Source organism: Methylobacterium sp. Leaf106, assembly GCF_001422895.1.
In the GTDB taxonomy this organism is placed as follows: domain Bacteria; phylum Pseudomonadota; class Alphaproteobacteria; order Rhizobiales; family Beijerinckiaceae; genus Methylobacterium; species Methylobacterium bullatum.
Genome location: NZ_LMNB01000023.1, coordinates 660,249 through 672,423 on the forward strand (window position 1 = coordinate 660,249; position 12,175 = coordinate 672,423).

Consider the following 12,175-nt stretch of genomic DNA (forward strand, 5'->3'; position numbering starts at 1 on the left):
ATCACTGGAAACCTCGGAACTCAGCGGATGATGTTGATCAACGAGGACATCATGTCCTGCGCGGTCGAGATGACCTTCGTGTTCGCAGAATAGGCCTGTTGGGTTACGATCATCTTAGAAAATTCGCTCGCAATGTCCGTATTCGACTGCTCGATGTTCTGGCCTTCGATCGTCGTGCCGTTGAGGCCAACCAGGGGATTTCCTGAATCGAGCGTCTGCCGATAATTTCCTGATGAGTCTGCCTTCAACCCGTCGGGGTTTGTGAACTGCACCACCTTGACCTTGGCGACGGTGACAGAGTTTCCGTTGCTGTAGTTAGCAACGACATCTCCATCTTCGCTGATATAGCTGTCTTTGAATGAGCCTGATGTAAATCCGTCCTGATTAAGCGTCGATGTTGCAACTTCCCCTTTTCCGAAAGCCGTTAATCCCTTGCCATAATTGATGGTGATCGGTCCGAGAGCCACACCGTCGATCGTCGGCGCGGCGAGCGTGATGGATCCCCCATCTGGCTTCACGAGCGTGCCGCCCGCGTCGAATTCGAAGGCTGTTCCCGCGTTCTTCCATGAAGAATCCGCACCGCTCACCGTAGTGTCGTTGGCGTAGAATAAATTCCATACGGCATTCTTTGCGGGAACTGCAGTTGTAGTGCCATCATCGTTCGTAATCGTTGTGGCTGCAGCTGCGTCTTGAACTTTTGTCCATACTGTTTTCAGGTCTACAGGTGCTCCGATGGCGGAGTATGTCGTCAGCATTGGACCTGCCATACTGCCGTCCATGAGTTTTTTTGCCTCAACTCCCGAGGCAACGGTTCCGCCTCCCACTCCCGTCAGTACGATCGGATTAGGGTTGCCAGCAAGGCCCGTTCCAATCAGATCTTTAGAGGGGGCTTGTGGAAGCTCCGCCGCATAGTTGATCGCGCTCGTTGCCTTGCCGGGGATAGGCAATTTCGAGATCTGGATAGGACCTTGGCTTGTGGCGTTGCCCGTGATGGGGTTGAGATTGGTCCCAGTCAGATAAGCGCCGCCACCGTTGCGGAGATAGCCTTCGTCGTCCGGCTTAAAGTCGCCTCGGCGTGTGTAAAGATTTTCCGGTGAGAACGAGGTCTGGCCGTTGACGTCACTGGTCTTCGTCTGCACGGCGAAGAAGCCCGGTCCATTCAAGGCAATGTTGGTCGGTGTCTCGGTCGCGATGATGTTGCCCTGGATCGAGTTGGTGAGGACGGAATTCGCCCTGACGCTGCCGGAGACCTGACGGCTGGGCGCCTGCTCGGCGACGAGGTCGACGAAGCTGGTATCGACCCGCTTGAAGCCCGTGGTCTGCGAGTTGGCGATGTTGCCGGAGATGTTCTCGAGGGAGAAGCCCTGGGCCTTCATGCCCGAGACCGCCGTCTGTAACGCGGAAAACACATCCATGACCGGCAACCTTTGTTGAAAATGATGTGGACCGAAATCGGTTCATGCCATCATCCGCAAGCGAGGTGCCAAATCTAACTCATTGAAAATACAAGATTAGTTCTTTAGATGGCCGGCAAGAACCGACATTTGCCCGGAATGCCCCGGCAGCTTTTGCCGGTTTCGTGATAGAGTGCCGGCGTCGTTTACCCAGCGTTATGCCCAGGTCGGTTATCGTCGGGCCGTTGGCGCAACGGAGAGGGATCATGAAGAGCAAGCGGACGACCCTCGTCCATCTCATCTATTTCTCGCGCCTCAATCTGGCCGCCGATGCGGCGGGCCGGACTCGCCAACTCGGCGAGATCACGCGGCAGGCACAGAAGAAGAACGAATTCTCCGTCATCACGAGCTTCCTGCTGGTGGAGCAGAATTTCGCCGCCCAGATCATCGAGGGCGAGCGCACCTCCGTGAACGACACGTTCGGACGGATCAGCAACGATACCCGGCATCGCGACGTGCAGATCGTCGAGTGGCGCGAGATCGTGAAGCGGGAATTCGTCAATTCGTTCGTGACCGTCATCCGCAACCCCGCGAACGACGCGATCTTCCAGAAGGCCGGCCTGCTGCCGATGTTTCAGCGCGGCACTCCGAAAGGCGGGGTGATCCATTCCCTCGCCGTTGCCCTGCAGGCCGAATCGCTGGCCAAACAGGGCATCGACCATCTCTTCGTCTGATGCTTCGTCCCAGCCTTCCTGATGTCGGATATCCGACTTTGAGCTTCGAAAGCCCATGAGTGAGACCCCACCGATCCTGATCGTCGACGATCAGGAGAAACTGCTGAAGCTGGTCATCCTGCTGATGACGCGGATCGGTTTCCCCGATGTCGACGGCGTGACCAGCGGTCCCGAAGCGCTGGAGCGTTTGCGCGAGCGCAAATACGCCCTCGTGATCTCGGACCTGATGATGGAGCCGATGGACGGACTGACGCTCCTGCGCGAGATCCGCGGCGACGACGCGCTCATGAACACGCCCTTCATCCTCACCGAGGCGTCGTTCGATTTCGAGGACATCAACCTCGCGCACCAGGCCGGTGCCGATGCCTTCATCCTGAAGCCGTTCGACATGTCCGTGCTGAAATCGAAGCTGAAACAGGTGATCAACCGCAAGCCACGCCGCCGCGAGGCGCCGCTGGCCGCCGAATCCGCCCTCAGCGTCGATTTCCCGATGCTCGGCAAGTTCTGAACGATTCCGGCCGTCGACCCTGCGGCGGCCCCGCCCGGATAACCACACGGCGGCGGCGTCCGGGCGGGATTCAGTCCAGCGCCCGTGCCATCGCGACGAAGCCCGAGACCGGCACCTCTTCCGCCCTGGCCGTCTCGGGGATCCCCGCCGCGTCGAGCAGGCGCGCCGGGTCGGGCGTTGCCGCTTTCAGGCTCTGGCGCAACATTTTGCGGCGCTGGCCGAACGCTGCCCGCGTCACCCGTTCGAGTGCCGTCACCGAACAGGGCAGGGGGGCAAGCCTCGGCCGCAGGTGGACGACGCTCGATGTCACCTTGGGTGGCGGCACGAAAGCCGAGGGCGCCACGTCGAACAGGATGTTCGCCTCGGTGCGCCAGCCGCACAGGACGCCCAAGCGCCCGTAATTCGCCCGGTCGGATTCGTCCGCGACGATCCGCTCGGCGACCTCGCGCTGGAACATCAGCGTGAGGGAGTCCCACCATGGCGGCCAGGCCGATTCGGTGAGCCACCCCGTCAGCAGCGGTGTTCCGACATTGTAGGGAAGGTTGGCGACGATCCGCACCTTTCCGTCACCGATGAGGGGGCGCGGATCGAATTTCAGCGCGTCGGCATCGACCACGTCGAGGCGGCCCGGATAATGCGCGGCGATCTCGGCCAGCGCCGGCAGGGCGCGGGGGTCGCGCTCGATGGCGACCACGCGTGCGGCGCCGGCAGAGAGGAGGGCGCGGGTCAGGCCGCCGGGGCCCGGCCCCACCTCAACCACGGTGACCCCTTCCAGCGGGCCGGCGGCGCGGGCGATCCGCCCGGTGAGATTGAGGTCGAACAGGAAGTTCTGCCCCAGCGCCTTCTTCGGCGCGAGATCGTGCTTCAGCACGACCTCGCGCAGGGGGGGAAGTCCGTCCTCGCTCATGCCTGTTGCCCCGCGAGCCTGGCGGCGAGCCGAAGGGCGCCCATCAGACTGTCCGGCCGCGCCACGCCCTTGCCCGCGATGTCGAAGGCGGTGCCGTGATCGGGCGAGGTCCGGATGAAGGGCAGACCCAGCGTGACGTTGACGCCATCGTCGAAGGCGATGGTCTTGATCGGGATCAGTGCCTGGTCGTGGGTCGGCGTCAGCGCGACGTCGTAGGCCGCCCGGGCGCGGGGGTGGAACAGCGTATCCGCCGGAAGCGGGCCTCTGATGTCAATCCCTTCGTCCTGGAGCTGCGCCACGGCCGGTTCCAGAACGTCGCGGTCTTCCGTCCCCATCGTGCCGGCCTCGCCCGCATGGGGGTTCAGCCCCGACAGGACGAGGCGGGGATGGGGGATGCCGAAGCGTTCCGTCAGGTCCCGCGCCACGATGCGTGCCGTCCGGACCACGAGGTCCTGCGTCAACAGATCGGGCACGCGGCGCAAGGCGACGTGGATCGTCACCGGCACCACGGCCAGGGTCTCGCTCCACAGCATCATCACCGGGAGCGGCGCGGCCTTGCCGGGCTCTGCGGCCAGGGCCGCGAGGAACTCGGTATGGCCGGGATAGGCGAATCCGACGCTGGTCAGGACGTATTTCGCGATCGGATTGGTGACGAGGGCGATCGCCTCGCCCGAGCGGACCAGACCGACCGCCGTCATGATCGATTCGAGGGTCGCGCCGGCATCGGCCGCGCTCGGCCGTCCCGCCACGGCGCCGACACGCGTACCGCTCGGCAGGGGCATGACCGGGAGCGCGCGGGGAAAGACCTCGACCGCGAGATCGGGTCCGACCTCCGCCACCGGCACCTGAAAGCCGAGGCTGCTCGCCCGCGCCTCGATGAAATCGGGATCGCCGATGAGGAAGAACGGCGGAAGCCCGGCCCCTTCGTCCCGGGCCAGCCAGGCCATGAGGGCGATCTCCGGCCCGATACCGGCGGGATCGCCCATCGTGAGCGCAATGGGTCTGTGCACCGTCATGGCCTGCTGTCGTCGCCGGAAGAAGGCGAGGCCGGGTTCTCGCCCGATCTCACCGGGTCGCCGCGATGCCGTCGGCCGTGCTCGCGATGTTGACGTTCTGGCGCAGGTCGACTTCGCCGAGGGTCTTCAACTCGACGCGCAGCAGCACGGTGCGGTTGCGCTCCGTGACGCCGAGGGCCGCGGCCGTCGGTGAGACGATGTAGTTGAGCGAGAAGGTGGTGCACTCGTCCTGATAACCGCCGCCAATGCTCAATCCGGCGAGGTTGGCGCGGCCGGGATTGGTATAGACCGGCGCCGCGCCTACGGGATTGGCGAGATAGGAGGTGTAGGCGTTGGCGAAATTATCGCGCACGTCGAGATAGTGCGTGAGATCGACGAGGGCCGAGCCGGTGACGAACCAGTTCGGGGTGATGTGGTAGGTCGCCGAGGCGGTCAGGCCCTCTCTGCGGTTGTTGAAGCCGAGCATGGGCTGGGCGGCGTAGTAGGAATAGAACATCGACAGGTCGATGGGCGCGAAGGGGTTGAGGCGCGCGATGACGCCCGTCTCCAGGCGGTTGACGGTGAAGTCCCGCTGCTCGAACCGCGCACGTGTGACGAAGCTGATATTCTGGTTGGGCGAGAGCTGGAAGCGTCCGACATAATCGGATTCCCGACGCTCCAGGCCGGAATCGAGGCCGACATTGGCGAGATCGCCCCGACGGAACGAGTTGACCCCGGCGACCTGGATGGATTCGCCGAACATCACGTTCGCGTACCAGCCCGACGGCGTCACCACCGAGTATTGCGCGCCGAGATTGGTGCGGACGCCGCCTTCGACACGGTCGTAGCCGGAGAACTTGTCCCACTCGAACAGCGACGTGTCGTCGAAGACCAAGCTCTGCGCGTCCTCGTTGGGCAGGCGGCCGATATGCGTTTCGCTCGGACGGATCACGACCTGCGCGATGGGTTCGAGGGTGTGGACGCCGAGGGGGCCGAAATTGCTCACGAAGGGATAGCGGTAATCGAGACCCACCGCCGGCATCACCCGCCCTGAGAAATCTGAATCCGTGGTGCTGATCGTCTGCGCGAGGGCGTTCTGATAGCCGGAATTGCGCGGATCGACGAAGAAGGCGTCCGTGCGCAGATAGGCGAAGGGAGTGAAGACCTGGCCGGCATCGTCGATGAAGGTCCGGCGCCATGACAGCTGCGCGGATGCGCGGGTGTTGCTCCCCGACAGGCCGCGGATGATGCAGGTGCTGCGCGTGAAGGTGGTGCAGGTCTCGTAGAGCGAGTAGGTCGTCCCGTTGACCGTGGGATTGAAGTAGTAGGAGCCCGTGCGCGGAATCGCCTGGAAATCCGTGGCTTCACGGTCGAGATGGGTGATGTTGGCCTCGAAACGCACTTCGCCGCCGAGGAAGCCCGGACCGTTGATGCGCTTGTCGTAATCGATCACCGGCGCGACGACCGGCTGCTCCTTCTGCCAATCGTAGCTCGACAGACCCTTGAAATAGTAGGCGCGCGCCTCGAACCAGGAGCGGTCGCCCTGGCCGATCAGGTAGGCCGTCGAGACCGCCTCACGGAAGTAATCCGTGGTGATGCTCGAATTGCGGACGCGGTAATTGTCGAGGAACCACTTGTCGGTGACGCCGACCACGTCCCAGCCCGTGCGCCACCGGTCGTTGATGTAGAACTGGCCCGTGGTCTCGATCGAACCACGGAAGTCGCGGTCTCCCGCGCCGAGCGGGCCGGGGAGGAAGGCGCTGGGCGTCGTCTGGAAGATGCCGCTGGCGCGGATGGTGTAAGTTCCGGTGTCGAGCCGGTGACGCAGCTCACCCTGGCCGAGGATACCCTGCTCGCTCAGGAAGGACGGCGTCAGGGTGATGTCGAAATTCGGCGCGACGTTGATGAAGAACGGCGTCGAGATGCCACTGCCGAGGGCGGTGGAGGTGATGAAGCGCGGCGTGAGGAAGCCGGTCTTGCGCTTCACCGTCGGGTCCGGCGCCTCGAAATAGGGCAGGTAACCGACGGGGATACCGGCGATCTCGAGGGTCGATTCCTCGAACCCGATGATGTGGGTCTCGTTGTTGTGGATGATCTTGGCGGCGCGCACCTGCCACAGGGGCGGCGTCTCCGGATTGTTCTTGCACGGCTCGCAGGCGGTGTAGGTGCCGGATTCGAAGGTCGTCTGTTCGCCGTCCACCCGCTCGCCGCGCGGCGCGGAGAAGCGCGTGCGCACCGGCTGGCCCCGCATTTCCACGGTTTGCTGGATGCGCAGGGCGTCGACGAACCCGTTCCGGAAATCGTCCGTCAGTTCCATCGTGTCGCCGGTCACGACGGCGCCGGTCTCGTCGGTGAGACGGACGTTGCCCTCGGCGAAGACGCGGCTGCTGGCCCTGTCATAACGCACGCGGTCGGCCTGCAGGGTGCGCGGGCCGTAATGCAGCTCGGCATTGCCGCGCGCCGTGACGGTGTTGTTGTCGTTGTCGTAGATCAGCTCGGCGGCCTCGACGAGGAGCCGCTCGGCCGGCTTACCCGTGGGGGCAGGAGCGGGCTGCGCGGCGGCCTTGGGTGCCACAGCGGATTTGGGCGCCGCAGCCTTGCGGGCCTGGCCCCTGTCACTCTGGCCGGCAGCCTGCGCGCTCGCACCATCGGAGCCGAGCGTGAGCGCGGCGCCGGAGACGAACGCCAGCAACCCGGCGAGCTTCGCGATGTCGGAGACTGTACGCAACCCGTGTCCCAACCTCTGCCTCGGCCTCGTTTCGCGTCCCGTCACCGACAACGGCATCAGCCGTCCTCCTGATAGAGAAGCGTGAGCGTACCGAGAAGACTCCCTACCACGGCCGGGAACCATGCCGCCACCGGGGGCGACACGATGCCTGATGCGCCGAGGCCTTCCATGACCTGCCGCGCGACGTAGAGGACGAACCCCGCCGCCACACCGCCAAGCACAAGCTTGCCCACTCCACCAAAGCGGAAGAACCTTAAGGAAACGCTGGCTGCCACGAGCACCATGGCAACGAAGAGAACGGGCCTCGCCATGAGGACATCATACTGGAGTCGGTAGCGCGTCGCATCCAACCCCGCCCTCTCCGTGCGTGCGATGGTCTCGTTCAGTTGCCAGAAAGGCACAGATTCCGGGGGTGTGAAGCGCTGTTTCACCTGTCCGGCATCGAGGTTCGAGGCGAGAATGTAGGTGTCGTAACTCTCGGGAGGCTGGCCCTTGGTGAGGAGCCGCGCGTCCTGAAGGGTCCAGTATCCGTCATGCAGTGTCGCGCGCGCGGCCTCGATCTGCGACACGAAGACCCCGGCCTCGTCGAACGTATAGACCGACACGCCGGCCAGGGTGGTCGTGCCCTCGATCGCCGTCCCGGCACGCAGGATCGCCTGGCCGTCGAGGCTGTTCTGGCGAATCCACAGGTCCTTGCCGGAATTCGCCTTCGTGGATTTCGCGAAGATCCTCGCCTCGATTTCGGTGGATCGCTGCTTCATCGCGGCGGAGACCGGATTGTAGATCCCCACCGTGAAGGCGCCGATGGCCAGCGCCACCAGGATGCCGGGCTGGAGGAACTGCCAGGCCGAGATGCCCGCGGCCCGCGCCACCACGAGTTCGAGCTTGCGCGACAGCTGGAGCAGCGCCGCCATGGAGCCGAACAGGATCGCGAAGGGCAGCACGCCCTCGGCCACCGCCGGGGTGCGATAGAGCGAGAGCTGCGCCATCAAACTTGTGGACGCGCCCTCCGTGTCGCCCGCCCGGCGCAGCAATTCGACGAAATCCAGCGTGTAGACCAGGGCGAAGACGGTGATGAACACGCCGAGCACCGTGCGCAGGAAGCGCAGGGCGAAGTAGCGTCCGAGGGTGAAGCCGATCATCATGGCGGCAGCCTCACCCGTCGCCGAGGCGCGGTCGACGCATCACGGCGCGGCCGAGATTCGAGAGGGTCCTGGAGACGCGCGCGTTCCAGTCCCGCACCGCGGCACCGTTGAAGACGATCAGGCAGGAAATCGCCAGCGCCAGGGCGGGGGCGGCGTAGATCGCGACGACGGCGCCCTGGCTTCGCACCGCCGCGCTGCTGGCGGCGAAGCCCGCGATGCGCAGGACGATGACGGCGACGACGGCGCCCGCCATGGCGAGGCCGCGCCCCTGGCGCGTGGTGCGCGGGTCGCCGAGTGCCGCGAAAGCGATGAGGGTCAGGGCGAGCGGGTAGAGCCAGGCCGAGAGCCGGTCGTGCACTTCCGCGCGGAAGCGGCCCTTCTGAGACTGGTAATAGGTCTCGGTCGTATCGGGGAAGAGAAGCTGCGCCGTCGACCGTTCGCGCGGCTTGTAGACGGTCTCGCCGTCCGGGGGGGTGAAGGCCGCGAGGTCCACCGTGTAGCGCTCGAAGGTGATGATCGAGGAATCCCGAGAATCCTTCTGCTGCCGGTGGATGCTGCCCTTCTCGAGGGCGAGGTAGCTCTGGCCCTCGTAATCCACAGCCTGACCCTGCTCGGCGAGATAGACCACCGTCTTTCCGGCCTCGCGCTTGTCCTGGATGAAGATGCCCTGCAGCGTTCCGCCCGGGCCGCGCTCGCGGAAATGGAAGGTGATGCCGCTGTCGAGCTCGGTGAACTGGCCCTCCTTCACCACGTTCGCGATGAAGTCGCCGCGCACGCGCGTGAGCACGTCGCGCAGTTCCTGGAACGAGGACGGCATCACCTGGATGGTGAGGAAGGCGACGCCGGCGCTCACGATGAGCCCCAGGGTGAGGAACGGGCGAAGGATGCGCCGCGGCTGCATGCCGGCCGCCGACATGACGATGAGCTCGGAATCGCCGTTCAGCCGGTTCAGGGCGTAGACCACGGCGATGAACAGGGCCACGGGCGCGATCACGGTGATCAGCGTCGGCACCGACAATCCGGTGATCAGGAAGAAGACGATGAGGGTCTGGCCCTTGGCCGTGATCAGGTCGAGTTCGCGCAGGGCCTGTGTCACCCAGATCGTGCCCGTGAGGCCGATCAGGCAAGCGAGGAAGGCCCCGGCCGCGATCCTGAATATGTAGCGCTCGATCTGCGTCATCGGATCTCGTGGCGGGCCTTACGCGCGGCTTGCGTGGGACGCGTCCCACGGGCCTTCCTCATGCCCCCCGGCATCGCACCCGTCCACCGATGTCGATCGTCTTGGGGCGCTTCAAATCAGGCGCTTTCGCGGCGGCCGGATCGCGTTGCGTTCTTCGCATCAACGGGTACACAAGGAGCGTCGCGGCGCCGTGTGTCGGGCCGCACGAACCAATTCAGACCTTCGGAAAGCGTGACTTATGGCGGACGGTATCACGATCGCATTCGGGCCGCTCGGCCCGGTCGGCCACGGCGACATCGTTCTCTTCGTCGGCGATGATCTGGCTCTCTCGCCCGCGGTCACTCAGGCCCTCGGCCGCGGCGCGGCCGACCTGGTGGCGCGCGCCGCCGCGAGCGAGCGGTTCAAGGGCAAGTCGCTGACGTCCCTGGCACTCCCGGCCCCCGCCGGGATCGATGCCGACCGGCTCCTCGTCATCGGCCTCGGTTCGGAGAAGGACCGCGCCAAGATCGATTGGCCGGCTCTGGGCGGCTATGCGGCCAGCAAGGTGAGCGGCCGCCAGGCCCATGTCGCCCTCGATTGGCCAGGCTCCTCGGTGAGCCCCGCGAACGCCGCCGATTTCGCCCTCGGCGCGCGTCTGCGCGTCTACAGCTTCGACCGCTACAAGACGAAGAAGAAGCCGGAGGGCGAGGAAGCTCGCGTCACCGCGCTCACCCTCATGGTCGCCGATCCCTCGGCGGCGGAGGCGGCTTCCAAGGTCTCGGAGGCCGTGGCCGGCGGCGTCCTCCTGGCGCGTGAACTCATCAACGAGCCGCCGAACGTTCTCTATCCCGAGGAATTCGCGCGGCGTGCCGAGGAACTGACCAAGCTCGGCGTCGAGGTCGAGGTTCTCGGTCCCGGCAAGCTCGAGGCCCTCGGCATGGGAGCGCTCCTCGCCGTCGCGCAGGGGTCCACGCGCGAAGCCCGCGTCGTGGTCATGCGCTGGAACGGCGGCGACGATGCGTCGGAAGCGCCGATCGCCTTCATCGGCAAGGGCGTCTGCTTCGATTCCGGCGGCATCTCGATCAAGTCCGCCGGCGGCATGGAAGACATGAAGGGCGATATGGGGGGCGCCGCCTGCGTCGTGGGTACGATGTTCGCGCTCGCCTCGCGCAAGGCGAAGGTCAACGCCATCGGCGCCATCGGCATCGTGGAGAACATGCCGGACGGCAACGCCATGCGCCCGGCCGACATCGTCACCTCCATGTCCGGCCAGACCATCGAGATCATCAACACCGACGCCGAGGGGCGCCTCGTCCTCGCCGACGTGATCTGGCACGTGCAGAGTGCCTACAAGCCGAAATTCATGATCGATCTGGCGACCCTCACCGGGGCGATCATCGTCGCCCTCGGCCAGGACATCGCCGGTATGTTCTCCAACGACGATGCGCTCGCCGCCAAGATCGCCGCCGCCAGCGAGGCCACCGGCGAGGCGGTGTGGCGGATGCCGCTGATCCCGGCCTACGACAAGGCCATCGACTCGAAATTCGCCGACATGAAGAATACCGGCGGGCGCCATGGCGGCGCGGCTACCGCCGCGTCCTTCATCAAGCGCTACGTCAACGACGTGCCGTGGGCGCATCTCGACATCGCCGGCGTCGCGATGTCGTCGAGCCCCAGCGAGATCAACCGGAGCTGGGGCGCCGGCTGGGGCGTGCGTCTCCTCGACCGGCTCGTGCGCGACAATTACGAGGCGTGATGGCATCCGGCGGCGCGTCCGCGGTGCTTGTCCCGGCCGCCGCCTCTCCTCCCGCAGCCGCAGCATTGTCTGTCATGGCTGCGGCACTTCCGATCGTGGCTGCGGTTGTTGCGGTCTGCGCCACGGCCCTCGCCGGCCTGAGCCAGGCCTCGGCGCTGCCGCCCGATCTGGCGGCGCGGTTCTACGGGTTCTTCCTGCTGCAATACCCGCTCTTCACCTTCGCGCTGATCTACGCTCTCGCGCGGATCGTCGCGATGGCGGCGACGGGCACGGCGTCGCTGCCCAGGCGTATCGCCGGGGCCTTGGCAGGGGCCGCGCTGCTCCTCGCCCTCGGCCTCTATCCGACCTTCGGCGGTCTCGTTCTCCGGGCGGGCTTCGCCACCGGCGGCATGACCTTCCTCACCTACCAGCCCATGAATGCCGCCTTTGCCATCGGCGCCGCGGCGTCGGCTTTCGTCTTCGGGTCGGCCTTGGCCGTGAGCCGGATCCTGATCGGCGGTGGTGCGTCCGCCCCGTCATGGGGCCGCCGCCTCGCGATCGGTCTCTTCCGCTGCGGAACGGGCTTTCTCGCCCTGTGGTTCGCCTTCGCGGTGATCGGGCAGGCCCATCCGGCCGGTTTCGGGCCATGGCCCCGCCGCGCAATGTCGGCCGGCGAGGCAGGGATGGGGATGTCTCTGGTTCTCGCCGCGTTTCTGCCTCATGCCATACTGGTCTGGCTGGCGCTTCGTGACAGATCGCGTCGGAAGAAACCCGATACACTCTCCGTTGCGGATTGATCCGGTGACAGAGTCGCCGAAAAGATAGTTTACATATGAACGAACGCGGCACCAAGCCGCTGCGCGGATAACA

Annotated in this window: 10 protein-coding genes; 4 read left to right on the forward strand and 6 right to left on the reverse strand. The window is 65.4% G+C overall.

Features of this window, described 5'->3' with window-relative positions:
* Positions 1-20 precede the first annotated feature (20 nt).
* The gene (locus ASF34_RS14800; protein ID WP_056162121.1) at positions 21-1,415 is read right to left on the reverse strand and encodes a flagellar hook protein FlgE; all 1,395 of its coding nucleotides are present in this window, start codon (positions 1,413-1,415) and stop codon (positions 21-23) included.
* A 245-nt stretch (positions 1,416-1,660) separates the two neighbouring features.
* Here ASF34_RS14800 and ASF34_RS14805 point away from each other — a divergent pair, with 245 nt between their 5' ends.
* Positions 1,661-2,128 (forward strand): BLUF domain-containing protein, encoded by a 468-nt coding sequence (locus tag ASF34_RS14805; RefSeq protein ID WP_018044868.1) that lies wholly within the window; start codon positions 1,661-1,663, stop codon positions 2,126-2,128.
* A 55-nt stretch (positions 2,129-2,183) separates the two neighbouring features.
* On the forward strand, positions 2,184-2,636 hold the full coding sequence (locus tag ASF34_RS14810) for a response regulator (RefSeq protein ID WP_018044867.1): 453 nt from the start codon (positions 2,184-2,186) through the stop codon (positions 2,634-2,636).
* 70 nt (positions 2,637-2,706) lie between these two features.
* On the opposite strand, the gene rsmA is transcribed toward ASF34_RS14810, so the two are convergent.
* The 5 genes from rsmA to lptF are packed head-to-tail and all read right to left on the reverse strand — an operon-like array spanning position 2,707 to position 9,591.
* The gene (gene rsmA, locus ASF34_RS14815; RefSeq protein WP_056161902.1) at positions 2,707-3,543 is read right to left on the reverse strand and encodes a 16S rRNA (adenine(1518)-N(6)/adenine(1519)-N(6))-dimethyltransferase RsmA; all 837 of its coding nucleotides are present in this window, start codon (positions 3,541-3,543) and stop codon (positions 2,707-2,709) included.
* Entirely contained in the window at positions 3,540-4,559 is a 1,020-nt protein-coding gene (pdxA, locus tag ASF34_RS14820) for a 4-hydroxythreonine-4-phosphate dehydrogenase PdxA (protein ID WP_056148083.1), read from the reverse strand. The genes rsmA and pdxA overlap by 4 nt, the downstream gene beginning before the upstream one ends.
* A 49-nt stretch (positions 4,560-4,608) precedes the next feature.
* Complete coding sequence (locus ASF34_RS14825; RefSeq protein ID WP_056161904.1) at positions 4,609-7,266, reverse strand: LPS-assembly protein LptD; 2,658 nt, start codon at positions 7,264-7,266, stop codon at positions 4,609-4,611.
* A gap of 56 nt (positions 7,267-7,322) precedes the next feature.
* Positions 7,323-8,411 (reverse strand): LPS export ABC transporter permease LptG, encoded by a 1,089-nt coding sequence (lptG, locus tag ASF34_RS14830; RefSeq protein ID WP_056161906.1) that lies wholly within the window; start codon positions 8,409-8,411, stop codon positions 7,323-7,325.
* Between the two features lie 10 nt (positions 8,412-8,421).
* Positions 8,422-9,591 (reverse strand): LPS export ABC transporter permease LptF, encoded by a 1,170-nt coding sequence (gene lptF, locus ASF34_RS14835; protein WP_056148089.1) that lies wholly within the window; start codon positions 9,589-9,591, stop codon positions 8,422-8,424.
* 238 nt (positions 9,592-9,829) lie between these two features.
* Between lptF and ASF34_RS14840 the strand changes: the two genes are divergently transcribed.
* Entirely contained in the window at positions 9,830-11,326 is a 1,497-nt protein-coding gene (locus ASF34_RS14840; protein ID WP_056161908.1) for a leucyl aminopeptidase, read from the forward strand.
* Positions 11,327-11,421: 95 nt separating this feature from the next.
* Positions 11,422-12,102, forward strand: a complete 681-nt coding sequence (locus ASF34_RS14845; protein WP_244479000.1) for a hypothetical protein — start codon at positions 11,422-11,424, stop codon at positions 12,100-12,102.
* Positions 12,103-12,175 lie beyond the last annotated feature (73 nt).